This is a genomic window from Nocardia sp. NPDC004573 (genome assembly GCF_053602135.1).
The window spans coordinates 135673-162137 of sequence record NZ_JBSGDA010000007.1 but is presented as its reverse complement, the minus strand read 5'-3'; the positions used below and the strand labels follow the sequence as shown (position 1 = coordinate 162137).

Genomic DNA, 26465 nt, shown 5'->3' with positions numbered 1-26465 from the left:
CGAGGAGAGCTATGAGCACGTCCAGGCCAGTACCGACGGCGTTGTGTATCACCGAGTCGGCCGCCCTCCGGCTGGCCGATCGCGCTGCCCGGGAGGGCACCAGCAGCACCGCACTGCTCGATCGGCTCATTCGCGAAGGCGTCGATCAACTCGATCACCCCGGGATCGTGTTCCGCGGTCCGCTGCACGATCGCCGAGCGGCGCTGTCTGCCGGACCGGAGGTCTGGGAAGTCGTTGCGCGCCTGCGGGAACTGGACGGACCCGTGGAACGCCGGATCGCCGCCCTCAGCGCGAAGTCGGACCTGAACACGAGCAAGATCAGGCTGGCGCTCGCCTACGCACGAGCGCACGACGGCGAGATCCTGGAGCGGATCGCGCGCAACAAGCAAGCGGCGGAATCCATTCACCGCCGTGGCGTACGGGTTGCCGCGGCGTCGTTGCCGCCGAGCAACCCGGACGGCCAACCGTCCGCGTGATCGGGCCGGTTCGTCCGGGGCGCCCGATCTTCTGAATATCGACCGCGCGATCTGCGGGCGGCTGACGGCATGAGCCGGCAGCCGCCCGCGGTCCGTATGGGACCCGGCGTGGTTCGCGTTCCGGGGGCGGCCGAATCCGCTCCATTTCGGGCGAACTCGGCGATCGGTGCATCAGGAAATCGCCGCAAAGGGTTCGAAAGCCCCGTCGATTCCGGCATTTCGGTAGTGGTAGCCACGAGGCTCGAGTTGTGATCCACAACACTGGAATAGATTGTGGACAGTCGGTTTTCCACGGCTGTCGAAAAGTTAGCTATTGCACCGTAATTGGGTACATAACGGGCATATCAGATCTGCATTATCCCAAGTTGTGGAGTTCTCTGTGGAATTCGCTGAATGTTGTCCACATGATCGACGGTCTCTCCTGTGGAACGAAGGTGGGCCGCGTGGAGCAGGCGAGCCGCATCGGGGGCCGCGGGGGCGGAGAGCCGAGCTTCGAACGGAGAGTCGAAGCGGGCGCGGTCCCGCACCGTGGAAGACCTCCTCGTATGCCTCCGATCGGGGCATATGCGGCATAGGAGACCGTGGACGATAGCATCGGCGCATGGTGCTCGGGAATTTCGTGCGGAGTCGGGTGGCGGTCGGGCTATCGGTGGCGGTGCTTCCGGCGCTGGTCGCGACCGGGGCGTGGGCGGGGCAGGCGCAGGCCGACACCGCCGTCGCCGTCGAGCAGCGGGAGTCGGTGGGCTCGGCGACGGGAACCGAGGGGCTCGATCCCAAGCTGGCGTTGGCGTACACCCTGGCCGAGCGGGAGGCGCACGCCCAGGGGGTGCCCTTGTCCATCACGTCCGGATATCGGACGCCTGCCGAGCAGCAGGCGCTGTGGGAGGACGGCGTGGCGACCTACGGCCCCGAGGACGCGCGCCGCTGGGTGCTGCCGCCGGAGGAGTCCACCCACGTCTCCGGCGACGCGATCGATGTCGGTCCGCAGCAGGGCGCACGGTGGCTGGAGGCGAACGGTTACCGATGGGGCCTGTGCCGGATGTTCCAGAACGAGTGGTGGCATTTCGAGCTGGCCACCGTGCCGGGCACGAACTGTCCGCCGATGACCCCGGACGCGAGCGTGCGCTGATCCACCGCCGGTTCGCTGGACACCTTGCTCGACGCGATGCTCCGGGATGAGCCGGCCGGCTAGGTCATCGGCGTGAGTTCCAGGCCGCCCTCGATCGTGCTGGGGACCCGGCGACGATCGGGGGACCCGAGCGCGGCGGTGAGATCCGTTCCGTCGTGTTCGGCGAGCAGGTCCCCGCTGTCCCACACCAGCAGTGTCGCGCTGACGGTGTTCTCGGCCGCCGAGTGCGCCAGGTCGTAGTGCGCGCACGCCGGGACATGCGGATAGGTGATCCACAGGTCGTAGCCGGTCATGAACAAGTCAAGGTCGAATTGCACGCTCAAACCGAGCAATTCGCTGCGGCCGTTGTCGTCGACGCCCGCGAACGCCTCGTCCAGCGCGAGCAGGCGCGGGGCCTGCGGGTCGGCCGAATCGAGCATGACGTGGGCCGCGGCGAACAGCGGCAGGTGCAGCGAGACCGACTGCTCCCCGCCCGACAGCGCGCTGTGCCTGGCCACGGTGAGCTTGTCCTCGCTGCCGTCGGCGGAGATCAAGGTGAACGAGAACACCCGCCAGCTGCGGTAGTCCAGCGTCGCGGCCAGGATCTCGGGGTAGGAGCGTTCCGGGTGCGCGGCCCGCGCCGCGCGGATCTCGGACGCGAAATGCGCCCGGATCGCCGCCAGGTCCTCCGCCGTCAGTGCCGAGGCATCCCGGTCGAGCAGCTTGCACATCGCCCGCGCCGCGTCGGACAAGCTGTCGGCCAGCACCCAGTGCACGCCGATGGTGTTGCCCGAGGACATCCGGCGCTGCTTCATCTCCGCGCCCATCCGGCCGATGAGATCGCGGGCGTCGCTGGTGCGTTCGTGGATCTGCTGGGCCAGACCGGTCAACAGCGCGTCTTCCAGGATGCGCCGCTCGGCGTCGGTGAGCAGCAATTCCTGGTCACGGCGAGCGGCGTCGATGCGGCCGGCGAAGTCGGCCAGCGCGGAGACGCCGTGCTCGTCGTGCACCTGGACGACGGTGAGGCCGTCGGCGGCGTCCCATTGCAACCGGTAATCGCGGCCCGAAGCGGCGAGCGCGGCATCGAATTCCTGCAACGCCGCGGTCACCGCCGAGCGCGTGGACTTGCGGGTCGCCTCGCCTGCGCGCACCGACGACGTGGCCGCGGCGAGACTGTCGAACAGCGCGGCGACTTCGTCGGGCAGCACCCGCGCCTGCGCCTGCGGCCCGGCCGTCGCTATCCGGTACAGCAATTGCTCGGGCGTCGACCACGCGGCCTCGCTGCTGGGCCAGCGTCCGTCGGCGGGCGCGCCGAGCAGCGTGAGCAGATCCGGCCGAGCATACGGCGCAAGGGATTTCACCTCCGCCAGCACTTCGGTGAGCGCGGTGGCGAGGGACTCGTGCGCGGTGCGGTAGGCGGCCTCGGCGTCACCGACCGCCTCGATGGCCTGGTTGGCGGCCTTGCGCGCGGCTTTCTGCTCGGCCTTGGTCGCCTCGATCCGCTGCCGTGCCCGTTCCAATTCGCGGTCGACGTCGGCCGCACCCGCGCCGAGGGCCTCCCGCAAGGTCTCCAGCTTGCGCAGTTGTTCCTGATAGCCGGTGCGCGCGGCCTCGGCTTCTTCCGCGAACGCCTCGGCAAGGTCGGCGGCCTCGGTCGAACGGTCCTCGGCCTCGCGTGCGCGTTCCCGTTCGCGTTCGTGGTCGCCGCGCAGCCGCAGCAGTCCCGTTCCGGTGTTCTCGAAGTGCCGGATGGCGGCGGCGAGGGCGTCGAGCTCGCGGGCCGTGCGCGGTGTGCGATGGGCGGCGGCGGCCGCGCGCAGTTTCTTCTCCGCGGCGGACAGTTCCGCGACCGCTCGGTCGAGGTCGCGCTCGGCGTGGGCGGCCGCCTCCGCGCGCGAGCGAAGCACGCCCGCGGCCTCCGACACCGCACGCAAGGCCGTGCTCACCGCGGTCGGGCGCGGAAGTGTTCTGGCCGCGGCGGAGATTCGCGCGAGTTCGGCGGTGGCGGCGGCTTCCTGCTGTTCGGCGGCGCGCCGGTCCTCGTCCGCGGCGGCCGCGGCGGCGGTCAGCTCGGCCGAGCGGATCTCGCGTCGCCTGGCACGCGCGGTGGCGCCGATGAACTCGGCGTCGGTCTTGCGGTGCCTGCCGATCTGCACGCCTTGCCGGAACGCGCCGTTCGTTCCGATCGTCACCACGTCGCCGGGCTCACCCGCGCCCTCGCGCAGGGCGACGGAGGCGAGCACGTCGGCGACGACCTGCCGCGGCACCGTCAGGGTGTCCGAATCGTCTTCTACGACGAGCACGTCGGCGAGCGTGCGACCGGTCGGGCGGTCCGATGCGGGCAGCGGCACCAGGAACTGATCGGAGTCGTAGTCGCTCGGCAACTCGCCGTTCGGGCAGACCCAGGCGTCCAGCAGGTTCGCGGCGTGCAGCGCGGCCTCGATGCCCGCCGCGGCCTCGGGCGGCACGTCGTCCGCGAAACGCACCAGCCGCCACAGCGCGGCACCGGGCCGGTTGCCGGTCCGGCCGGAGCGGCCCGCGAATTCCGGTGGCGCGTCGTCCCGGCGGGTGGTGACGCGTTCCAGTTCGGTGGTCAGCTCATCGTGGCGCGCCGTGGCCGCGGCGACGCGGGCTCGTGCCTCCTGACGGCGGGTACGGACCTCGTCGAGCAGGGGTTCGGCGCGCTCGGCCAGGACTTCGACGACCGATGCGGCATCCGAATCCGTCTCGTCCAGTGCCGAACTCAACGCCTCGAACAATCCGGCGCGTACGGGGGAGTAGATCTCGCGGTGCTCGTCCCACCAGGTCCGCAACGCGGCCGTGACCTCGGAGCGGGTCAAGGCGACCGCCGCTTCGGCGTGCGCGACTTCCGCGGCGGCCGCGTCGCGCAGTTCCCGCGCGCGCTCGGCCAGCCGCTCGGCCCTGGTGCGTTCGGCGGCAGCGGTCTCCACCGCGGCGACCGCCTTGCGGACCGCGCGCACGTCGGCGTCGCGTTCCTCGGCGTGCCCGCGCACGGCGGTGGTGAGCTGCTCGGCCCGTGTCGCCTCCGGAAGCGGCGTCCAGGCGATTCCCGCCTCCTCGGCCGCGGCGCGCAGGTCGTCCTCACCACGAGCGAGCGCGGCGGCGGCGGTGCGCACCGCGGTGCGCGCGCGCTCGGCCTCCTGGGTCCGCTGGTCCAGGGTCTGGCGGGACTTGAGCGCCTTGTCGGCGTGCACGCCCGCCGAGGTCTCCAGGCGCCGCACCGCGTCGGCCAGGTCGTCGAGCTGCTGTTTGCCCTCGTAGGCGCTGGAACGCTGGAGGTTCTCCCGGTCGGTGAGGGCTTGCTCGTAGGCGCGGTCGGCTTCCTCGGCCCTGGCCTCGGCGGCGGTGCGCTCGGTCTCCCTGCGCTCGCGCAGGGCGGTCGCGGCGAACAGCGCGGTACTCGCGTGGGTGACCGCATCGAGCCGCGCGCGCACCTGGTCGACGTCCGTCTTCGCCTGCACGGCGAGATATTTGCGATACACCGCGACGAACGCCCGCGTCGCCGTGTCGGCGTGCACCAGGCCCTCCAGGGTGCGACCGACCTCCTCCATGTCGCTGAACGAGCGGGCGGCGTCCAGGATCAGCTGCTCGTCGAGCGGGCGCAGGCCGTCGGCGAGCGCCTGCGACAGGCCGCGCGGGTCCAGGTTCTTGGCCAACTGCGGACGGCGAAGCGTGAGAATCAGATTGATCAGCTGGTCATAGCGCTGCGACCCGAGACCGAACATGCGCGCGTCGATGGCGTTGCGGTAGTCGAGGGGCCGGTCGACGATCGAATCGGTGCCGATCTGCTCGGCGAGCTGTTTGCGGGTGAACGGACGGTCGTCCGGTCCGATCAACGAGAAGTCCACACCGACCCGGCCGTCGGCGACGAAATACCAGCGGGTCACCTTGTCCGAGGATCGAGTGGCGCGCATACCGATGCCGACGGTGACCGTCTCGGGGTCCTCCCAGCGGCCGCGCGCGAACTCCATCCAGACATAGGAGTAGGCCGAGTCCTGCTTGCGGTAGAGCAGGTTCGACTTCATCGTGCGTTCCTCGCCGGCGAACGGGTTGAGCCTGCGCGGCTCGATCCGTCCGTCCAAGACGAAGGGGAACAGCACTTCCAGCGCCTTCGTCTTGCCCGACCCGTTCGGTCCGCGCAGGACCAATCTGCCGTCGGCGAAACAGAACTCCTGGTCGCGGTAATCCCATAGGTTGACGATCCCGGCGCGGGTCGGGGTGAACCGCACTCCGCCGTGAATGAGCGACATCCGTCAGTTCCCTTCCGTACCGGTGCCGTCGGGCCCGTAGGTGTCGGCCGCCGTGACGAACAGTTCCGCGGCCCGCTTGCTGCGTACCGTGACGACCGCGCCACGGTAGCGGGCCAACGCGGGCAGCACGAGCAGCCCGTCGTCCACCACGCGGACCAGGCTCAGCCGCTCCAGCAATGCCACCACCTCGGTGGTGAGGCGCGCGACGTCGGCCTGCCACTGCGCGGCGAACGTCGTACCGTAACGGTCGGCCAGCGCCTGGACCGTCTCGCGCAGCCAAGTCCGGTCGATCAGCGGATAGCCGGGCGAAGCCGGCAAATCCTCCTGGGCCCGCGGGTCCTCCGGCGGATCGACGTCGCAGGCAAGTGCATCCGGTGCGCCGGATTCCGCGAGCGGGGTGAACACGGTGGATTCGGGGATGGCTTCGTCGAGCTGGGCGGCCAGTGCCTCGCCGTGGTCCGCCGCGCCGGTGCGCCGCGGCAGCGGGTGGTCGATATCCACTACCCGGTCGGCGATCTCGCCGGCCAGTAGCAGGGCGACCTGCGCGAGCGTGCCGGTCCCGGGGAAGCGGACGTCCGACAGCCGCCCCGAGGTGTCGATCAGCGCGACGCCCTCCGCCCGGCGTTCGGCGCGCAATCCGGTGAACAGCTCCACCTCCGCCACCACCCGCTCCTGGGCGAGGACAGGCCGCTCCTCCGGCGCGAGATCCTCGGCGTAGACCACCGGTTGTTCGACCAGCGCCCTGCGCACCCGGCGCGCGATCCCGGCGGTGCCGGTCGTGTGCGCCGAAAGACCGGCAACCGTGGCGTCTTCGGTCAGCAGACCCCGCACGCTGTGCAGATGCTGCAGCGCCCGTGGCGGCCGGAACAGTGCGAAGACCACCGGCCGGTCGATGTCGTAGAGCGCCTCACCGGCTTCCGGATCACTGGCCCAGCCGCCCGCGTCGCCGTCGGCCAAGGTGAGCGCGCCGCGTAGGGTCAGCCAGCCCACCGCGTCGACGAAGGCGTCGCGGTCGGCGGCCCGGTCGGTGGCGAGTTCGAGTCCGTCCACCCGGCTCGCGTAGGCGGCGACCTGTTCGGCCAGCTCGGAGAGCGTGATCTGGTCTCCCGCGCGTCCCAGCGCGGCGAGCGCGAGGGCGAGATAGGCATAGCGGCGGCGGTCGAAGACGCGCTCGGCGGCGGTGCGCGCGGGCCTGCCCGAGTCCAGGTGGTCGAGCACCGGGAAGACCCGCGCGGTGGTCTCGGTGACTTCGAGCCGGTAGCCGAACAATTCGGCGAGGTCCTCGCGCAACTCGGTGGCCCAGCGCCGGATCAGCGGCAGTGCGATCCGGTCCGGGTAGCTGCGGGTCACCAGGTGGTTGGCCAGGACGACCCGCGCGGCGCGTTGATAGTTGTCGAGCGCGAGCGCATCGATGGTGCGTCCGTGCATCAGCGGCGCTCCCCGCGCGGGTGCGACCGTGCTTTGGTCGTCTGCTCGATCTTCAGTGTCCGGTTGTTCAAGCGCAGCAGCCCCCGGGTTGTGCGCACCACCGTCGGGCCGTCGTGTTCGGACACCGTGAGGGTGACGCCGCTGTCGGAGCCGGTGGTGCCCGCCACCCGGCCGCGCACCGGAACCCACGCGGTGGACGCGGCGTCCAGCAGCCGCAGCAGCACTTCTGTCTCCCGGTCGTCCAGGACCCGTTCGTGCACGTCCCCCGCGGCCAGCGACCTGGCGGCCTCGGCGCGGGCCCGCTGTGCGTCCAACTGGGCCTCGCGCAGGCGCCGGATACCGGCGTCGTTGCGGTGGATGCGGGCGGGCGCACCGGCCGAAGGCGGACGCCCGGTCTCGGCCAGCGTGCGGGAGATCTCCAACGGCGGTGCGTCCCACCAGGACCGGATCGCCGGAATCACGTCGGCGTCCGGGTGCTCCATCGCCAGGTGCCGTGGTTTGCCCAGCCCGAACACGGCGTCGAACAGCGCGTGGGCGCTGTCCACGGTCGGCGCCGCGGTGAACCAACCGGCCAGATGCCGCAGCGCCGATTCCCGGCTGACCCCGCCGCGTCGTGTCTCGGTGACCCGCCGCAGCAGCGAGAGCACCGCGGCGATGGCGCTCATGGTGGCCTCGCGCAGCCGCTCGGCCTCCGTCGGGCCGTCCGCCACACCGGCGGACGCCACGAACCAGGTCCGCAGTCCGTCCCATCTGGCCTGCCAATCGGCGCGGCGTTCCTCGATGCTCAGCAGCACTCGTTCGTCGCAGCGCGCCGCCCGGACGATCAGGTCGTCGGCTCCGGTTTCCTCGATCTCGGCGATCGCCGCCGCCAGCCGCGGGGTGAATCGGGCCAGGTCCAGGCTGAACTCCCGCATGTGCGCCAGCAGCGCGTCCTTGTGCGCGAGAAACGATTCCGGGGTGATCTCGGTGGTGCGCACCAGGTCGCCGAGCCCCAGATAGAAGTGCGCCGCGCGGGCGGCCAGGTCGGACAGGGCGGTGTCGAGACGACGCAGTGTGCGGTAGACGCGTTCGGCGTCGCCCGCCCGATTGGCCTCGGCCAGGGTGTGCAGATCGGCCAGCAACTCCGGCAGCACGAGGCGCGACAGCGAGGCGTCGTCGAGGCGCGCGCTGAGCACACCGGCGACCGCCCGGTATGCCTGGAATCCTGCCTGGGAGAACTGGTATACGTAGTGCCGGTTGCGGTATTCGGCCAGTGTCGCGGCGCGGGTTCCGTCGTAACTGCGTTCCAGCACCCCCCAGTGGTGCAGTTGGTCGAGCAGCGGACCGATCTCGGCCGCGGTCAGGCGTGCGGCGGCTGGGTCGGTTCCATCCCGGGGCAGTTCCGGCGCACCGGTTTCCTGCTTCCATCGCTCGTCCTCACGCGAACCGGTAGGAAGCGTGCGTGATTCCGTGGTGCGCTTCGCATCCCCGGCCATTGCGACCGGTCGGTCCGAAATAGTCGAATCCGGCCCGCGCAGCAGGCTCCCGTGGCGTTCGATCCACTCCGCGACGTCGTCGGCGTGCAGCAGCACCACGTACGCCGCTCGCGCACTGTCGAACGCCCGCAGCACCCGGAGGTAGTCCGCGCGCCGCTCGGCGGTGGCGAAAGAGAACAGCCGCAGCCGGTCGTCCCAGGGGGTGTCGGCACAGCCGTCATCGGAGTCGGTCACCGGGAACAGGGTAGTAGCGGGCCGATCGCCACCTGCACGATGTTCCGCTGTTCGGCGTGGCCGGGTCCGGTTCGTCACCATTCGCCGCGGCTGCGCAGCGGTGCGGCTCACTCGACGGACAACGCACGCATCTGGTCCAGATACGCGCGGGTGCGTGGGTCGCCGGGGAATCGCTCGATGATCTCGCGCGCGACTTCGCCCGCGATCCACATCAGCGACGGCAGCGACCGCCTGCTGCCCGCGAACGCGCGCTTGCCCTCGGCCACCGCCAGTTCCAGGTCACGGTCGCGCACCGCGACCACGGCCAGCGTCAGGTGCGCCTCGGAGACGCGCATCGGGTTGCGGACCGTGCCGTCGGGGCGGGTGGCGTTGCGGATCACCTCGCGCGCGTAGGTTTCGGCGAGCCGATCCTCGCCCGCCACCCGGCAGCAGTCCATCGCGTAGAAGTCGAACTTGTTCGCGTCGATGACGAAATGGTTGTCCAGATTCGCCGGATGTTCGAGTCGCTCCAAGATAGCTCGGCCGTCGTCGAGGGCGGCATCAACCTCCCGTGGGTCACCCAGTCTGGCCCAGGCTTTGGCGCGTTGGGCGGCGAGCTGAACGCCGACGCGCAGGTGCTGGCTTACTTCCAGCGTCGGCTGCACGGTCTCGATGACGCCGCGGTAGTTGCCCTGGGTCAGCGCGAACCACGCGGTCATTTCCGCTGCCCACGCGGCGATCTCGAGATGCTCCGCCTCGCGCGCCAGCGATTGTGCGGCGCGGCGAGTCGCCTCCGCGGCGGTGCGCCGGCCGAGATCGTAATCCACGCAACCAACCAGCAAAGCGACCCATCCAGCGAGAACGAGGATTTCGCGGTGTTGTGCGAGGGTCAGGCGACCATCCAGCAACGATGTGATCCTGCGCAGCCAGGCCGTGCCCTCGGCGTGCAGGTCGTGCGGGTCGGCGTAGGAGTATTCGCAGCACAGGCGCTCGGCGGTGATGCGGATGGCCTCCAGCGTCACCGAGGACACGTCGGACATGCGCAGTCGCCCGAGGAACTCGAGCGTATCCATGCCCGTCGCCGAGAGCAATTCGTCGTCCCGGTTGGGTCTCGCCTTCGGGAAGAACGCCGCGGCCACCGTGTCGAAGGTCGCGGCGATGATGGGCGCGTAGAAATCGTCGGGGCGTGATTCGCCCGATTCCCAACGGCGCCAGTTGCGTAGGAGCGTACTGTCGGTCGGCAGGTTGTGCGAAGACTTTCCACGCATCACGCGAACAGCGTCGGCTTGCGACCACCCCCTCGCGTCACGCTCGGAACGCATTCGGACAGCCCAGACGGGTCGATCGTCGGTAGCGGCCACGTCTGTAGTATCGCACCAGTTAACGTTTGGTGGCCCTAAGAGGGCAGGCAGATGTCCGTGTGTTGCCAGCTACATTCGGGCCGCCGCGTTGTGCATCCTGGACATGGCGCCAGATGTTTGCCAACCCCTCCTGTAAGAGCAGTTGCAAGTACATCTGCTCTTGCACGAAGCGCAAATACCCCGTAAAACGGGTGGATCCACATAAGAGAACAGCGATCCCAATCCAACGGAGGTTCGGGTGGAAGCGTTGATCTATGGATACTTGCGTGACGATCTGGCCGATGGCCATAGCAAAGAGCTCGAGGCCGCGATGAGCAGCCTCGCCCGCGAGGAAGGGCTGTGCTTCGCCGCAACGTTCCATGAATCGACCGGCGGTGACGGGACGGCTTTCGCCGAGCTCACGGCGGAACTCAAGCGCGCCGACGCGCATCATGTGGTGGTTCCCTCACTCGATCACTTTGCCGGTCAGACGATTCCGCGCGACATCCTGATCGCCAAATTGGCTCAGGACGCGGCGGCGCGGGTGTGGACCGTGGAGAGCTGACCGCCGCGACCGGAATGTCCGGTACCGCACCGATCCCCACCGTCGCAGCCAGGTCGCCGCACCGGTCGCGATCACACCCGCTGCCAGGGAAGCGAGCAGCCCCGCGAGCCGGTGCTGTTCGAACAGCGGGTACACCTGCCAGTGCAGCAGATAGACGAACAGGGAACCGTCTGCCAGCACCGCCGCGCAGACGGCGACGACAGCGGGGGCCCGGACCGCGGACAACCACACCAGTGCGAGCAAACCCGCCATGATCAGTCGTTCCCGCTCGGGAACGCCGAAATAACCAGGCACCGCGATCAGTACGACGGCACTCACCGTCATCCGCTGCCACATCGACGTCGCCTTCGCCGCCGCCCAGCCGAGCGCGAAGAGCCAGACCGCCAGCGGAGAGAACGGGATGTCCTTCGCCGAATACAGACCGAACGCCTGGTATCGGAAAACGAGGGTCAGCGCGACCAGCGCCATCGCGAACCGGAACGGCTCGGCGCGTTGCCACCGGTCCACCGCGGGGATCCGGATCAGCAGCGCCGCGACCAGCATGAAGTACAGGAGCACCTCGAGAAACCACAGGTGCCCGGCGGTGGCGCTGTCGTGCGGGCCGAGGATCTTGTTCAGCAACAGGACATTCTGCCAACCGTAGTAGTCGCTGAACGGCAGTGTCAGCGCCACCCAGAGCGCCGTCGGCACCGCGATGAATCCCACGGCGCGCAGTGTGTGCCGCCATCGCTTGGCGGGTGGCGCCGCGGTCACGGCGAACCGCGCGAAGTTGAATCCGGCCACCCCGAGCAGCACGTGTGCCGCCCCCCACCGCACGAACACTCCCGCGTGCGCGCTCACGATGAGCACGATGCCGACAGCGCGTAGCAGTGTCGCGGTGTCGAGCGTCCGTCCGAAGCGCCTGCGGCTCCCGGGTGTCCGCTCCAGATCCGCTACGGGCGTGTTCGGCCAGTCGGCGGGGAGGCCGCCGAGTGCCCGCTCCAGTCGCGCCGCGGTGGTCACGTAGGTGAGCGAGTTACCGCCGAGATCGACGAAGGTGCTGTCCGCGTGGATCCGCGCGGGGTCGATGCCGAGGGTGGCGGCGTAGAGAGCGCGGATGTCACGTCCTTGCGCCGCGGGCCCGGCCAGGCGGCGGATAGCGGGGTAGTCGGGTTTGCCATTGGGTAGCCGAGGCATCCGTTCGACCGCGTGGACTCGAACCGCGGCGGCGGGCAGACCGGACAGCTGCGCGGCGTGCTCGGTCGGATCCGGCCGGGGGTTCTCCACCGCGATGATCAGATGCGCGTCGTCGTCGGCACAACAAGCCGTGAATCCGGCCTCCGCCAGCCCGGATTCGAGCCGTTCCAGGTCGATGCGCAATCCGAAGATCTTGGCGAACCGGCTGCGCCTGCCGACCACCCGATACAGGCCCTCCGGTGTGCGCCGGGCCAGGTCGCCGGTGCGCAGTGCCCCGAGCGTACGGCCGAGGGCGAGATCCCCCGCCGACTTCGCGTAGCCCATCATCACATTGGGCCCGTGATAGACCAGTTCGCGCGGTTCGTCCTCTTCGTCGCCGGCATCCTCGACCGGCTCGAGGGTGAATTCGCCACCGGGAATGGGGATCCCGATACAGTCGGGATGCGCGCTCGCCAGATGTGGGGGCAGATACGCCATCCGGGCGGTGGCCTCGGTCTGGCCATACATCACCACGAAGTCCCAGCCGCGTTCCCGGCCGAGCTCGGCGAATTCGCGCACCCGCTCCGGAGCGAGCCTGCCGCCCGCTTGCGTGATGTAGCGCAGGTGCGGCAGGGGCTTGCGGGCGAAACCGATCCGGTCCAGGAGATCGATGGTGTAGGGCACCGCGGCGAAAGACGTTGCCCGGCAGTCCCGGAAGGCCTGCCAGAATTCCACGTCGAGTACCGACCGGTCGGTGAGCAGGAGGCTCGCTCCGCGCACCAGGTGACTGTGCACCACCGACAGCCCGTAGCAGTAGAACATCGGCAAGGTGGTGGCCGCGCAGTCGTCCGGCCCGATGGCCAGGTAGTCGGCGATGGCGGCGGCGTTCGACCGCAGGTTCTCCGCGGAGAGCCGGACCAGCTTCGGCGACCCGGTCGACCCCGACGTGCTCAGCAGCAGCGCGAGATCCGGATGCAGACGATGCGCCGAGCGTTCCCGGACCACGCGGGCGCGGCCGTCTTCGATGACAATGTCCGGGTCATAAGTATCCCGCAACTCCGCAGTGATCCGCTCGGCGAGCAAGACGACGCACCCGGCACTGAGCGCTCCGAGATACGCGACGAGCGAGGCGAGATCATTGCGCGCGGCGAGCGCGACAAGGCGCCGGGCCGGGCCCAGCTCGGTCGCGTAAGCCTCGACGAGCGCCGCAAGCCGAGCGTAGGTCACCTGCCGGCCGGGCGCGCACCCGGCACCGCCGTCCGCGCCCGCAAGGTCGGGGCAATGGACGGCGATCCGCTCGTCGAAGGTGCGCAGACGCTCGACGATCGGATGGACGGTCACCGGCGAAAGTGTAGGAGGCGGCCTTTGGACGGCCCTGAGGTGCCCCCCGGCGAACTTTCGGCGAACCCGGCGGCGGGCGGGCGCCCGCACCGAACGCCCCGTCGCGCAACCGATCAGAGACCGAAGCTGCCCGGACCCCGCCTGCGCAGGTACTTCTCGAATTCGGCTGCGATGGCGTCGCCATCGATCTTGGCCATCGCCTCGTTGACGTCGACCGCCGCGTCCCCGCGCTCCTCCAGCGAGCGCACGTACTCGCTGATCTCCTCGTCGCCCACGGTCATCTCGTTGACCGCGGTCTCCCAATCCTCGGCCTGCTTGGGCAGCTCACCCAGCGGCACCTCGATGTCGAGCACGTCCTCGACCCGGTGCAGCAGCGCGATGGTCGCCTTCGGATTCGGCGGCTGGGAGACATAGTGCGGGACCGCGGCCCAGAACGACACCGCCGGGACGCCCGCCTTCACGCACTGGTCCTGTAGCACGCCGGTGATGCCGGTCGGTCCCTCGTAGCGGGTCTGCTCCAGGTTGAACCGCTCGGCCGCCTCCTTGCTGTAGGCCGAGCCGGTCACCGGCACCGGCCTGGTGTGCGGGGTGTCCGCGAGCAGGGCGCCGAGGATCACGACCGTCTGCACCCCGAGTTGCTCGATGAACTCCAGCAGGTCGCCGCAGAAACTGCGCCAGCGCATGTTCGGTTCGATGCCGCGCAGCAGCACCACGTCGCGGTCGCTGCCGGGCGGCGAGCAGACCGACAACATCGTCGACGGCCACTGGATTTCCCTGGTCACCCCGTCCACCTGACGCACCGTCGGCCGGTTGACCTGATAGTCGTAGTAGTCCTCGGAGTCGAGTTCGGCCAACGGCTCGGCGTCCCAGATCAGTTCCAGATGCTCGACGGCGCCGCTGGCCGCGTCACCGGCGTCGTTCCACCCCTCGAAGGCGGCGACCAGTACCGGATCCCGCAACGTCGGCAGTTCCGGATCGGGAGTTTCACTGGCGTTCACTCGGTCAGCCTACGGTGTGTGGCGATATGGCGTGTCCTCTGACGGCCGGACCGGGTGGCGTGTTTCCGCGTGCCGGCGGCGGCGCCGGGCCGGGCGTGTGGCCCAGGACACCGAGCCTCGACGCGGTGGCCTGGAACGTCCACCCCGCCCACTACGCTGGAGCGCATGTCTGCGTCCATCCCCGCCGAGTTCGACACCACGCTACTCGACACGCTGCGCCGCCGTGTCGTCATCGGCGACGGTGCGATGGGCACCATGCTGCAAGCGGCTGATCTGACCCTGGACGATTTCCGCGGGCTGGAGGGCTGTAACGAGATCCTCAACGACACCCGTCCCGACGTTCTGCGTGGTATCCACCGCGCCTATTTCGAGGCGGGCGCCGACGCGGTCGAGACCAACACCTTCGGCTGCAACCTGCCCAACCTTGCCGACTACGACATCGCCGACCGGATCCGCGACCTCTCCGAGCGGGGTACCCGGCTGGCCCGCGAGGTCGCCGACGAGATGGGCCCGGCCGCCGACGGTACGCCACGGTACGTCCTCGGCTCGATGGGTCCCGGCACCAAGCTGCCCACGCTCGGTCACGCCGCGTTCGCCGCGCTGCGCGACGCCTACACCGAGGCAGCCCTCGGCATGCTCGACGGCGGCGCCGACGCCATTCTCATCGAAACCTGCCAGGACCTGTTGCAGGTGAAGGCGGCGGTGACCGGAAGCCGCCGCGCGATGGCGAAGCTGGGCCGCCGGATCCCGATCATCACGCACGTCACGGTGGAGACCACCGGCACCATGCTGGTCGGCAGCGAGATCGGCGCGGCGCTCACCGCGCTGGAGCCGCTCGGCATCGACATGATCGGCCTGAATTGCGCGACCGGTCCGGACGAGATGAGCGAGCACCTGCGCCACCTGTCGCGGCACGCGCAGGTGCCGGTCTCGGTGATGCCGAACGCCGGGCTGCCGGTGCTGGGAGCCGACGGGGCGGTGTACCCGCTCACCCCCGAGGAGCTGGCCGTCGCCCTGCGCGGGTTCGTCACCGAGTTCGGGCTGGCCCTGGTGGGCGGCTGCTGCGGGACCACGCCGGAGCACATCCGCCAGGTCACCGCCGCGGTGCGCGAGGTCGAGCCGACCCTGCCGCCGATCGCCGAGCGGCGCGCGCCGGTGCACGAGCCCAGCGTGTCCAGCATGTACACCGCGGTGCCGTTCGACCAGGACGCCTCGGTCCTGATGATCGGCGAGCGGACGAACGCCAACGGTTCCAAGGCGTTCCGGGAGGCCATGCTGGCCGGGGACTGGCAGAAGTGCCTGGACATCGCCAAGGACCAGACCCGCGACGGCGCGCACATGCTCGACCTGTGCGTCGACTACGTCGGCCGGGACGGCACCCGCGACATGGCGGAGCTGGCCGGACGGCTGGCCACCGCCTCGACGCTGCCGATCATGCTCGACTCCACCGAGGCCCCGGTGCTGCAGGCCGGGCTGGAACACCTCGGCGGGCGGTGCGCGGTCAACTCGGTCAACTACGAGGACGGCGCGGGCCCCGATTCGCGGTTCCAGCAGACCATGCGGCTGGTCGCCGAGCACGGCGCCGCGGTGGTCGCGCTGACCATCGACGAGGAGGGCCAGGCCCGCACGGCGGCGAAGAAGGTCGAAATCGCCGAGCGGCTGATCGCCGACATCACCGGCAACTGGGGGCTGTCGGAGAGCGACATCATCATCGACACGCTCACCTTCACCCTGGGCACCGGTCAAGAGGAGTCCCGCCGCGACGGTCTGGAGACCATCGAGGCGATCCGCGAGCTCAAGCGCCGCCATCCGCGCGTGCAGACCACCTTGGGCCTGTCCAACATCTCCTTCGGCCTCAATCCCGCGGCCCGCCAGGTGCTCAACTCGGTCTTCATGCACGAATGCGTGGAGGCCGGCCTGGATTCCGCGATCGTGCACGCCTCCAAGATCCTGCCGATCAGCCGGATCCCGGACGAGCAGCGCGAGGCCGCGCTGGACCTGGTGTACGACCGCCGCGCCGAGGGCTATGACCCGCTGCAGAAGCTGATGGAGCTGTTCGAAGGCGTGTCCACGTCCTCGTCGAAGGAGTCGCGGGCGGAGGAGCTGGCCGCGCTGCCACTGTTCGAGCGGCTGGAGCGGCGGATCGTCGACGGCGAGCGAGCGGGCATGGAGGCCGACCTGGACGCGGCCATGACCGAGGTGCCGCCGCTGCAGATCATCAACGAGACTCTGCTGGCGGGGATGAAGACGGTCGGTGAGCTCTTCGGGTCCGGCCAGATGCAGCTGCCGTTCGTGCTGCAGTCCGCCGAGGTGATGAAGGCCGCCGTCGCCTACCTCGAGCCGCACATGGAGGCCACCGACGACAGCGGCAAGGGCCGCATCGTGCTGGCCACCGTGAAGGGCGACGTGCACGACATCGGCAAGAACCTGGTGGACATCATCCTGTCGAACAACGGCTACGAGGTGGTCAATCTCGGCATCAAGCAGCCGATCGCCACCATCCTGGACGCGGCGGTGGACAAGAAGGCCGACGTCATCGGCATGTCCGGCCTGCTGGTGAAGTCGACCGTGGTGATGAAGGAGAACCTCGAGGAGCTCAACGCCAAGGGCGTGGCCGAGCAGTTCCCGGTGCTGCTCGGCGGCGCGGCCCTCACCCGGTCGTACGTGGAGAACGACCTGACCGCGGTGTACGAGGGCGACGTGCATTACGCGCGAGACGCGTTCGAGGGCCTGCGGCTGATGGACGACATCATGACCCGCAAGCGCGGTGGCGAACTCGACCCGGACAGCCCGGAGGCCGTCGCCGAGCGGGAGAAGGCCGCCGAGCGCCGAGCGCGGCACGAGCGCTCCAAGCGGATCGCCGCGGAGCGCCGGGCGGCCGAGGTGCCCGTCGTGGTGCCCGAACGCTCCGACGTCGCGGCCGAGCTGCCGGTGCCGGTGCCGCCGTTCTGGGGCACCCGCGTAGTGAAAGGTCTCGCGCTGCACGAATACTCGGGTCTGCTGGACGAGCGGGCCCTGTTCCTCGGGCAGTGGGGTCTGCGTGGGCAGCGCGGTGGTGACGGGCCCAGCTACGAGGAACTGGTGGAGGCCGAGGGCAGGCCGCGCCTGCGCGCCTGGCTGGACCGGCTGAGCACGGAAGGCGTCCTGCAGCACGCCGCGGTCGTATACGGCTATTTTCCCGCGGTGTCCGAAGGCGACGATGTCATCGTGCTCACCGAGCCGGAACCCGACGCGCCGGAACGGTATCGGTTCACCTTCCCGCGTCAGCAGCGCGACCGGTTCCTGTGCATCGCCGACTTCATCCGCTCGCGGGCGTACGCCCGAACGGCCGGTCAGGTCGACGTCCTGCCGTTCCAGCTGGTCACCATGGGTCAGCCGATCGCCGATTTCGCCAACGAGCTGTTCGCGGGCGACAGCTACCGCGACTACCTCGAGGTGCACGGCATCGGCGTCCAGCTCACCGAGGCGCTGGCCGAGTACTGGCACCGCCGCATCCGCGAGGAACTCGTCCTCGACGGCCACGCGGTCGCCGACTCGGACCCGGCGGACGTGCTGGACTACTTCAAACTCGGCTATCGCGGCGCACGCTACTCCTTCGGTTACGGCGCCTGCCCCGAGTTGGAGGATCGCGCCAAGCTGGTCGATCTCCTCGAGGCCGACCGCATCGGCGTCACGCTGTCGGAAGAGTTGCAGCTGCATCCGGAACAGTCGACGGATGCCTTCGTCCTGGTGCATCCGGAGGCGAAGTACTTCAACGCGTAGCAGTGGGGATGTGGCGCGCCACGTTCACCTCGCCGATCGCATGGCCGCGGGTAGTCCGGCGGACGGCGGCGCAGTTCTCGCCTTTGCGTCCGTGCGTGGTCCGCCGCGAACGTAGCGTGGCGTCGCGGTCGGGCAACGAATACTGGTGGCCGACGAACCATAGCGAAATGCTGTCGCGCCAAGGGCCTTTGCTACCTGCCCGGATGTCGTGGCGCGCTGGCCTCGGCGCGTTCGGCGGCGCGTCCCAGGGGTGGGCGCGCGCGGTTTACCTGGGCGATCGACCATCCCCGTGCCGGGAGGTGGATGTCTGTCGGGTAGATGTGCCATTGTCGAAGGCGTTGTAACTGCATCCGGGGCAGTCGGCGGATGCGTTCGCGTCCCTGCTCAGTGGTGCGAAGCACCTCGGCGCGTACGCCTTCGGAGTCTTTCCGGGCTTGCGCGTGGAGTGCGAAACGGCTAGGCGCGTAAGTAGGAGAGGCACACCACCATGACGGCGGATCGATTGATCGCGGGACGGTATCGGCTCACGGATCCGATCGGCACCGGCGCCATGGGCGTGGTCTGGCGGGCGACCGACGAGCGGTTGCAGCGCACCGTCGCGGTCAAACAGGTGCTCCTGGGTCCCGGACTGACCGGGTCCGCGGCGGTGGAGGCGAAACGGCGTGCCATGCGGGAGGGGCGGATCGCCGCGCGCCTGCATCATCCGAACGCCATCACCGTGTTCGACGTGGCGGAGGAGGACGGCCAGCCCTGGCTGGTCATGGAGTATCTGGACGCGCCGAGCCTGGCGGCCAAACTGTCGGGCGCTCGCACCCTGCCGCCGCTCGAGGTCGCCCGGATCGGCGCGCAGGCGGCGAGCGCCCTGGCGGCCGCACACGACGCGGGCATCATGCACCGGGACGTGAAGCCGGCGAACCTGCTCGTCGCCGACGACGGCACGGTCAAGATCACCGACTTCGGCATCTCTCGCGCGGTCGGCGACGTAACGGTCACGGCCACCGGATTTCTCGCCGGGACGCCGGCCTATCTGTCGCCGGAGGTGGCTCGCGGCGAGGATCCCGAACCGGCTTCCGACGTCTTCGCCCTCGGTTCGACGCTGTACGCGGCAGTGCAGGGCACCCCGCCGTTCGGCGAGGGGGACAACCCGCTGGCCTTACTGCATTCGGTCGCGCGAGGCGAGATCCCGCCGCCCGAGGCCGCGGCTTCGCTGGGGCCGGTACTGATGTACCTGCTCGCTCCGGCCGTCGCCGACCGCCCGACCATGCGGGAGGCGAGAACGCTCCTGGAAGCCGTTGCCGCGGGCCGGGATCCGCAGTTGCCCGCGGCGGTGACCAAAGTGATTCCCGCACCCGCCACGGCTGCCGCCGCGACCACCGTGCTGCCGAACCACCCCGCTGTGCTCTCGCCGGAGCAGCCGGGCGACACCGGAGTGACCGCGGTCGTACCCGCGGAGTCGGGTCCGTCCGTGCCGCAACCGGTCACGCCGGCGCCGCGTCGGGCCGGGATGGCGGCGACCTTGCCGGGCGTGCTGCGTGGCCGGCAGCGAGGCCGGCTGATCGCCGTGGAAGTCGCCGCGGTCGTCGGGGTGCTGATCCTGGTCGGCATCATCGCGATGCTGGCCGGAGCGGACGGCGAGGGCGGAGCCGCGCCGACCTCGTCGGCCGTACCTCCGGCCGCTGTGGCGCCCGAGAACGCGCCGTCACCGGGCGACGCGGCCGGAGCCGAGCCGCGGCAGGCTCCGGCGCAAGCTCCCGGCCAAGCTCCGGCGCAAACCTCCGCCGCATCGCCCGCGCCCACGTCCGGGCCGGTGCCGGGGCCCGCGCCCACGTCGGCGGGTGCTCCGCCGCCCCCGCCCGCCCCGGGAACCACCCCTCCGGCGCAGACGACGAATCCCGCCCCGAGCACCACCCCGCCGCCGCTCAGCACCACGCCTCAGCCCACCACGTCGAGCCCTGCCCCGACCACCACCGGGCCGGCCACCACGGCGACGACGACGCCGTCCGGGCCGCCGACCTCCGACCGGATCGCCGCGTTCATCCAGGGCTACTACGGCATGCTGCCCACCAACGTGTCCGGCGCCTGGACGCAGCTGGCGCCCGGATACCAGGCGCAGACCGGCTACGACTCCTATGTGAAATTCTGGGGCACCATCCGTTCGGTGAGCGTCGGCTCGGTCACGCAGAACGGCGGTAACCGGGCGGTGGTCGCGCTCACCTATATCTTGAAGAACGGGACGACGACCTCCGAGAACCGCTGGATCGAGGTCGTCGGCGACAGCGCCAAGCTGCAGATAGCAGCGTCGGGCACGTAGTCGCCGTTCGCTTCCGCCCGGTCCGCGGCGGTGCGTTCAGGCGCAGTCTCGGCCGCACGCGTCCGGCGCGGCAGCATGGTCGCCTGCTGGGCGACCTCGCCCCGCCCGGCGCGATGGGCTCCGGCGTGGGCCGTTGGATCCGGCCGCCTCGGCTGGGTGGGGCAGCGGCGTGCTCCGTCCGGCGATACGGTTCGTGCGGGCGTCTCGGCCGGTGATCGCGGGCACGCCGAGCACTGCCGAGGACATGGACGCGATCTAGGAGAAGGACCGAAACGTGACAGCGCGACTGGCTGGGGTGCTCTGGGACATGGACGGCACGCTGCTCGACTCGGAGAAACTCTGGGACGTGGCGGTGCGGGAGTTGGCGCGCGAGCACGGTCACGAGATGACCGACGCGATCCGGCACGCCCTGATCGGGGCATCGGGCCCGAACGCCCTGCGCATCATGTTCACCGGCCTGGGCATCGAGCCGACGCCCGCCTCGCTGCGGGCAGCGGGGGAGTTCCTGGAACGACGGGTGACCGAATTGATGACCGGCCCCATTCCGTGGCGGCCGGGCGCGAAGGACGCGCTGGCCATGGTCCGCGCCGCGGGTCTGTCCAGTGCGCTCGTCACCAATACCAAGCGGTCGCTCACGGAGTTCGGTCTCGACACCCTGGGGCGCGACTTCTTCGACGTCTCGGTCTGCGGCGACGAGGTGGCGCACGGCAAGCCGGAGCCGGATGTCTATCTGCGCGCCGCCGAGTTGCTCGGGCTCGCTCCGGAACACTGCGTGGCGGTGGAGGACTCGCCCACCGGTGCCCGTGCGGCGCAGGCGGCGGGCTGCGCACTGGTGGTCGTCCCGTGCGAGATTCCCGTGCCGGACGCGCCGGGACGGGTGTTCCGTGATTCACTCGTCGGGCTGACCGCCGCGGATCTGGAACAGGCGCTACGCCTACGCGATTGAGTGGCCTGGCGACCGCGGCGCGCGCGGCCGCCGTGCTCCGCCGGGACGAGAGTTACTGTCCCGCAACGGGAGTGCGCGCAGATGGTAGGTGTGACTGTGATCACCGGCAATCTCGCCGAATCCCGGGCGTGTCGGCGAGCGCTCCACCAAAATGACGCCATGGCAGCGTTGGGCGTCCTCGGCGAAATCGTAGATACCGCACGGTATCCCCTGGTGGATCCGGAAGGGCCGGCGCTGCGCGATACGGTGCGGCGCGCCCGCGCGGAACTGGCCGACACCGGATGCACGGTGCTGCGTGGTTTCATCCGCCCCGAGCTGACCGACACCCTTCGGGCGCAGGGGGAGCGGATGGCCCCGCACGCGCACTACGAGGTCGAGCAGGTCAACGCCTACAACATCCCGCTGGACGCGGACCTGCCGGAAGACCACCCGGGCCGGATCGTGCTGGAGCGCGGCAACGCCTTCGTGCCCCGCGACCGCATCCCCGCCGACGCGCTGATCCACCGCCTGTACACCGACGAGCTGTTCCAGCGGTTCGTCGCCGACTGTTTCGGTTTGACCGAATTGCACGAGTTCGCCGATCCTCTCGCCGGACTGTGCCTCAACGTCGTCGCGCCGGGTATGTCGCATCCCTGGCATTTCGACACCAACGAATTCACCGTCTCGATGCTGACCCAGCCCGCCGAGGACGGTGGCGTCTTCGAGTACTGCCCCAACATCCGCACACCCGAGGCGGAACACCTCGACGACGTCCGCGCCGTGCTCACCGGTACCGGCGAGCGTTTCGTCCAACGGCTCGAACTGCGTCCGGGCGACCTGCAGCTGTTCCAGGGTCGCTTCTCGTTGCACCGCGTCTCACCCGTCAGCGGTGCGCGTCAGCGCCATTCGGCCATTTTCGCCTACACCGATCGTCCCGGAATGGTCGGCACGGTGGAGCGGACCCGGCAATTGTTCGGCCGCGTGCTCCCCGACCATCTAGCCGCCGCGGCCGACGCCGTCCGGGGCGATCGACTGCTCGACTGAGCCGAACGGCTCGACTGACCGAGCTCGACCCGAGAGGACCGACAGTGCCAGTGCCGTTACACACGACCGGGAAAGCGTCTTTCGACGACATCTACGACCGCCCCGATCCGCGGGCGTACTACACGCGCATGTCCGAACTGGACTACCGCATTCCGGAACTGGCAAAACCGTTCTTCCAGCAGCAGATTCGGGAATTCCGCGCCTCCGCGCGGGTCAGCGTGCCGACGGTGCTCGACATCGGCTGTTCCTACGGCGTGAACGCCGCGCTGTTGCGTTTCGACACCACGATCGGCGAACTGGCCGGGCATTACGCCGTCACCGACATCGATCGGGCCGGACTGATCCGGCGCGACCGCGCCCGGGCCACGGCGGGGACCGCGGCCGACGACGTCCGCTTCCTGGGTATGGACGCCTCCCGCCCCGCCCTCGACTACGCGCGGGAGGCCGGGCTCCTGCACGGTGTGGTGCACGCCGACCTGGAGTCCGGCGAACCGACCGACGAGCAGCGCGCCCTGCTGGCGACCGCCGATCTGGTCGTCTCCACCGGCTGCGTCGGCTACGTCACCGAGAAGACCTTGACGCGCGTGGCCACGGCGCACCCGCGCAGGCGGCCGTGGATGGCACACTTCGTACTGCGCATGTTCGACTTCGCACCGATCGAGGCGGAACTCGCCGCGCTCGGCTACCGGACCGAGCAGGCGCCAGGGTTGTACGAGCAACGCAGGTTCGCCTCCGCGGCCGAACAGGCGCAGGTGCTGAACACCCTGTCCGCCAAGGGAATCGACACGACCGGCCGGGAAGATCGGGGATGGCTGTATGCGACCCTGTATGTGTCCAGGCCGCTGCCGAAACATCACGCCGACACCGAGGACTCGCATTGACCGAACGCACCTTCGCCGCCGACGACCACCTACCCCGGGTGCCCCTGCCGACGCTGGAGGACAGCTGTGGCCGATTCCTGCAGTGGTGCGAGCCGCTGCTGACCGCCGACGAACTCGCCGCCACCCGGGCGGCGGTCGAGGACCTGCTGCGACCCGACGGGCCGGGGCGCACGCTGCACGCGGCGCTCGCGGAATACGACGCGACGCCCGGCGTCGGCAGCTGGCTGGACCTGTTCTGGCCGTCGCGCTACCTGGGCAGGCGGGACCGGATCGCGCTGAACGCGAACTTCTTCTTCCTGTTCCGGGACGACACGCCGCTGGCCGCCTCCACCGCCGCCACGCAGGTGGACCGCGCCGCGGGCATCATCTCCGCGGCCGTCGACTACAAGCTGGCGCTGGACCAGGAGGCCGTCCCGCCGGTGACCCAGCGGGGGCAGCAGCTGTCCATGTGGCAGAACAAGTACCTGTTCTCCGAGACCAGGATCCCCGGCGTGGAGCAGGACACGGTGCGGGTCCCCTACAGCGCGGAATGGCCGGGTCCCTCGCAGGCCCGGCACATCGTGGTGTTCTTCCACGGCAGCCCGTTCCGGATGGACGTCGTCGGCCCGAACGGAGCGCCGTACTCGCCGGAGGATCTCGCCGACGGATTGCGCGCGGTGCTCAAGGCGGGCGCACGCCCGGCCCGCACCGACACCGCGGTGGGGCACCTCACCACCAAGGCTCGTGCGGAATGGGCGGAGAGCAGGCAGCGGCTGCTGGCCGAGCCCGCGAACGCCGCCGCGCTGGACGCCATCGAGACCGCGCTGTTCGCCGTCTGTCTCGAGGACTTCGCTCCGCGCGACGAGCAGCACGCCTGCGACGAGCTGCTGCACGGCGACAGCGCCAACCGGTGGTTCGACAAGTCGGTCTCGTTCATCGTCTTCGGTGACGGGCAGGCGGGCATCAACGTCGAACACTGCGGACTCGACGGCACCACCATCCTCTCGTTCGTGGACACCCTGCTGGAGACGACGGTGCCCGCTCACGCCGCCCGCTCCGGCGCTCAGGCGCAGGGACTGCCCTCGGTCGAGCCGATCGAGTTCGTGCTGGACGAGGCGCAACGCGGCGACATCGCCGCGGCCGGCGCCGCCTTCGCCCGCTATGCCGCCGAGAACGCCACCCAGACGGTTTCGTTCCCGGACTTCGGCACCGCCGCGGCCAAGCAGCTGGGCATCTCGCCGGACGCCTTCGCCCAGCTGAGCTACCAGCTGGCCCACCGGCGCAGCAAGGGGCTCACCGGCGCCACCTACGAGTCCATCGCGACCAGGCAGTACCGCAACGGCCGCACCGAGGCCATGCGGGTGGTCACCCCGGAGATGATCGCCTTCGTGGACGCGATGCAGGACCCGGACGCCGACGTCGACACGAAGCTGGCCGCGGCGCGGACGGCCGCGGCGGCGCACGTGGAACGGGCCAAGCAGTGTCAGGCCGGAGACGCGCCCGAACAGCACCTGTGGGAGCTGCAGTGGATCCAGCGCAGGCGCGGCGCGGAACTGGGCGTCACCGACCCCATCCCGCTCTACGACAGCCCGGGCTGGACGATCATGCGCGACGATTACCTGAGCACCAGTTCGGCGCCGTCGGTCAACATCCGCTACTTCGGTTTCGGCTCCACCAGCTCCCGCTGCATCGGCATCGCCTACGTCCTGCTCCCGGACCGCTGGAATCTCTACCTGGCCACCCCGAAGCCGGTCGCCGCCCAGATGTACGCGTTCGCCGACCACCTCCGTACGGCGGTCGCCGATCTGCGAGCGTTGCTCGCCGGGAACTAGGCGCCCTCCGCCCGGTTCTTCCGCCCCTGCCGGGTGCGGGAGAGCCGGGCGGACGCCGTTCCGCGCCATCGTGGGCCGGAGCAACGGGCCCGCATCCGGGTCTGAAACAATGGCTCATCGTGAAGAACTTCGAATCCCTGTTCGCCGAGCTCCAGGATCGTGCGGTCAACCGCCCCGAGGGGTCCGGAACCGTTGCCGCGCTGGACGCAGGCGTGCATACCCAGGGTAAGAAGGTGCTCGAGGAGGCCGGTGAGGTGTGGCTGGCCGCCGAACACGAGAGCGACGAGTCGCTCGCCGAGGAGATCTCCCAGCTGCTGTACTGGGTGCAGGTGCTGATGGTGGGTCGTGGGCTGAAGCTCGAGGACGTGTACCGACATCTGTGACGGCCGTCCGACACCCGGTATCTCCTCCCGAAAGGACTTTCCCATGCTGCGCGTCGCAGTCCCCAACAAAGGCGCCCTCTCCGAATCCGCCGTCTCGATCCTCTCCGAGGCGGGCTACCGCAAGCGCACCGATTCCCGTGACCTGACCGTCCTCGACCCGGCCAACCAGGTCGAGTTCTTCTTCCTGCGACCCAAGGACATCGCGATCTACGTCGGCTCGGGGGAACTCGATCTCGGCATCACCGGGCGTGATCTGGCGTGGGATTCCGGCGCCCCGGTGCAGGAACGCCTCGCCCTCGGGTTCGGCCGCTCCACCTTCCGCTACGCCGCCCCGGCCGGGCGGGAGTGGAAGGTGGAGGACCTCTACGACAAGCGGATCGCCACCTCCTACCCGAACCTGGTGCTGAACGACCTGCGCCACCGGGGCATCGAGGCCGAGGTGATCCGTCTCGACGGCGCGGTGGAGATCTCCATCCAGCTCGGCGTCGCCGACGCCATCGCCGATGTCGTCGGCTCGGGGCGCACGCTGCGCCAGCACAATCTGGTGGCCTTCGGTGAATCGCTGTGCGATTCCGAGGGGGTGCTGGTCGAGCGAAAAGACGCCGATCAGGGCGACCGGGCGCGCAACCAGCTCGTCGCCCGGGTCCAGGGTGTCGTCTTCGCCCAGCAGTACGTCATGCTGGACTACGACTGCCCGAAGGACCTGCTCGACGAGGCGTTCGTCATCACCCCCGGCTTGGAGTCGCCCACGGTGGCGCCGCTGGCCGATACCGGCTGGGTGGCCGTGCGGGCACTGGTGCCGCGCAAGCAGAGCAACGAGCTGATGGACAAGCTGGCCGACCTGGGTGCGAAAGCGATCCTGGCCACCGACATTCGCTCCTGCCGCGCATTCTGAACGCCGGGTTCGTTCGATTCGCTTGATCCGTTCACGCTGAGCGCAATCGGTGTGCGCTGTGACCGGGTGTTGCTACCGTGCGG

General features: G+C 69.8%; 17 protein-coding genes. 11 read left to right on the top strand and 6 right to left on the bottom strand.

Annotated elements, in window-relative coordinates:
- Nucleotides 1-11 precede the first annotated feature (11 nt).
- Nucleotides 12-476, top strand: coding sequence for a hypothetical protein (locus ACWEKR_RS14090; protein WP_452354801.1), 465 nt, complete (start codon nt 12-14; stop codon nt 474-476).
- A gap of 601 nt (nt 477-1077) precedes the next feature.
- Nucleotides 1078-1605, top strand: coding sequence for a M15 family metallopeptidase (locus ACWEKR_RS14085; protein ID WP_452354800.1), 528 nt, complete (start codon nt 1078-1080; stop codon nt 1603-1605).
- A gap of 59 nt (nt 1606-1664) precedes the next feature.
- Here the strand turns inward: ACWEKR_RS14085 and ACWEKR_RS14080 are convergent, their stop codons facing one another.
- The 4 genes from ACWEKR_RS14080 to ACWEKR_RS14065 form a co-directional block, all read right to left on the bottom strand.
- Nucleotides 1665-5855 (bottom strand): TIGR02680 family protein, encoded by a 4191-nt coding sequence (locus ACWEKR_RS14080; protein ID WP_452354799.1) that lies wholly within the window; start codon nt 5853-5855, stop codon nt 1665-1667.
- Nucleotides 5856-5858: 3 nt separating this feature from the next.
- On the bottom strand, nt 5859-7283 hold the full coding sequence (locus ACWEKR_RS14075; protein WP_452354798.1) for a TIGR02678 family protein: 1425 nt from the start codon (nt 7281-7283) through the stop codon (nt 5859-5861).
- On the bottom strand, nt 7283-8992 hold the full coding sequence (locus tag ACWEKR_RS14070) for a TIGR02677 family protein (protein WP_452354797.1): 1710 nt from the start codon (nt 8990-8992) through the stop codon (nt 7283-7285). Before ACWEKR_RS14070 ends, ACWEKR_RS14075 begins: the two co-directional genes overlap by 1 nt.
- 107 nt (nt 8993-9099) lie before the next feature.
- Nucleotides 9100-10239 (bottom strand): XRE family transcriptional regulator, encoded by a 1140-nt coding sequence (locus ACWEKR_RS14065; protein ID WP_452354915.1) that lies wholly within the window; start codon nt 10237-10239, stop codon nt 9100-9102.
- 331 nt (nt 10240-10570) lie between these two features.
- On the opposite strand from ACWEKR_RS14065, the gene ACWEKR_RS14060 reads away from it, so the two are divergent.
- Entirely contained in the window at nt 10571-10876 is a 306-nt protein-coding gene (locus ACWEKR_RS14060; protein ID WP_159844034.1) for a hypothetical protein, read from the top strand.
- Here the strand turns inward: ACWEKR_RS14060 and ACWEKR_RS14055 are convergent.
- Both ACWEKR_RS14055 and ACWEKR_RS14050 read right to left on the bottom strand, forming a co-directional pair.
- Entirely contained in the window at nt 10778-13372 is a 2595-nt protein-coding gene (locus ACWEKR_RS14055) for an AMP-binding protein (protein WP_452354796.1), read from the bottom strand. The two genes, ACWEKR_RS14060 and ACWEKR_RS14055, sit on opposite strands and share 99 nt — an antisense overlap.
- Nucleotides 13373-13485: 113 nt before the next feature.
- Entirely contained in the window at nt 13486-14370 is an 885-nt protein-coding gene (locus tag ACWEKR_RS14050) for a PAC2 family protein (RefSeq protein WP_039798445.1), read from the bottom strand.
- A gap of 165 nt (nt 14371-14535) precedes the next feature.
- On the opposite strand from ACWEKR_RS14050, the gene metH reads away from it, so the two are divergent.
- The 8 genes from metH (at nt 14536) to hisG (ending at nt 26382) form a co-directional block, all read left to right on the top strand.
- A complete protein-coding gene (metH, locus tag ACWEKR_RS14045) occupies nt 14536-18132 on the top strand; it encodes a methionine synthase (RefSeq protein ID WP_452354795.1) in 3597 nt (1198 codons plus the stop codon).
- 487 nt (nt 18133-18619) lie between these two features.
- Nucleotides 18620-20443, top strand: coding sequence for a protein kinase domain-containing protein (locus tag ACWEKR_RS14040; protein ID WP_452354794.1), 1824 nt, complete (start codon nt 18620-18622; stop codon nt 20441-20443).
- 274 nt (nt 20444-20717) lie between these two features.
- Nucleotides 20718-21389 carry an HAD family hydrolase gene (locus ACWEKR_RS14035; RefSeq protein WP_452354793.1) on the top strand — a complete coding sequence of 224 codons (672 nt, stop codon included), beginning with the start codon at nt 20718-20720 and terminating at the stop codon, nt 21387-21389.
- Between the two features lie 159 nt (nt 21390-21548).
- Nucleotides 21549-22412 carry a HalD/BesD family halogenase gene (locus ACWEKR_RS14030; protein ID WP_452354792.1) on the top strand — a complete coding sequence of 288 codons (864 nt, stop codon included), beginning with the start codon at nt 21549-21551 and terminating at the stop codon, nt 22410-22412.
- A 44-nt stretch (nt 22413-22456) separates the two neighbouring features.
- The gene (locus tag ACWEKR_RS14025; RefSeq protein WP_452354791.1) at nt 22457-23293 is read left to right on the top strand and encodes a class I SAM-dependent methyltransferase; all 837 of its coding nucleotides are present in this window, start codon (nt 22457-22459) and stop codon (nt 23291-23293) included.
- Nucleotides 23290-25104 (top strand): choline/carnitine O-acyltransferase, encoded by a 1815-nt coding sequence (locus tag ACWEKR_RS14020; RefSeq protein WP_452354790.1) that lies wholly within the window; start codon nt 23290-23292, stop codon nt 25102-25104. Before ACWEKR_RS14025 ends, ACWEKR_RS14020 begins: the two co-directional genes overlap by 4 nt.
- 101 nt (nt 25105-25205) lie before the next feature.
- Nucleotides 25206-25487 (top strand): phosphoribosyl-ATP diphosphatase, encoded by a 282-nt coding sequence (locus ACWEKR_RS14015; protein WP_174315390.1) that lies wholly within the window; start codon nt 25206-25208, stop codon nt 25485-25487.
- A 43-nt stretch (nt 25488-25530) separates the two neighbouring features.
- Nucleotides 25531-26382 carry an ATP phosphoribosyltransferase gene (hisG, locus tag ACWEKR_RS14010; RefSeq protein ID WP_452354789.1) on the top strand — a complete coding sequence of 284 codons (852 nt, stop codon included), beginning with the start codon at nt 25531-25533 and terminating at the stop codon, nt 26380-26382.
- Nucleotides 26383-26465 lie beyond the last annotated feature (83 nt).

Bases quoted from the DNA above. Each gene is read 5' to 3' on its own strand.
- ACWEKR_RS14090 (WP_452354801.1), top strand. From the start codon at position 12: ATGAGCACGTCCAGGCCAGTACCGACGGCGTTGTGTATCACCGAGTCG.
- ACWEKR_RS14085 (WP_452354800.1), top strand. From the start codon at position 1,078: ATGGTGCTCGGGAATTTCGTGCGGAGTCGGGTGGCGGTCGGGCTATCG.
- ACWEKR_RS14080 (WP_452354799.1), bottom strand. From the start codon at position 5,855: ATGTCGCTCATTCACGGCGGAGTGCGGTTCACCCCGACCCGCGCCGGG.
- ACWEKR_RS14075 (WP_452354798.1), bottom strand. From the start codon at position 7,283: ATGCACGGACGCACCATCGATGCGCTCGCGCTCGACAACTATCAACGC.
- ACWEKR_RS14065 (WP_452354915.1), bottom strand. From the start codon at position 10,239: ATGCGTGGAAAGTCTTCGCACAACCTGCCGACCGACAGTACGCTCCTA.
- metH (WP_452354795.1), top strand. From the start codon at position 14,536: ATGTCTGCGTCCATCCCCGCCGAGTTCGACACCACGCTACTCGACACG.
- ACWEKR_RS14040 (WP_452354794.1), top strand. From the start codon at position 18,620: ATGACGGCGGATCGATTGATCGCGGGACGGTATCGGCTCACGGATCCG.
- ACWEKR_RS14030 (WP_452354792.1), top strand. From the start codon at position 21,549: ATGGCAGCGTTGGGCGTCCTCGGCGAAATCGTAGATACCGCACGGTAT.
- hisG (WP_452354789.1), top strand. From the start codon at position 25,531: ATGCTGCGCGTCGCAGTCCCCAACAAAGGCGCCCTCTCCGAATCCGCC.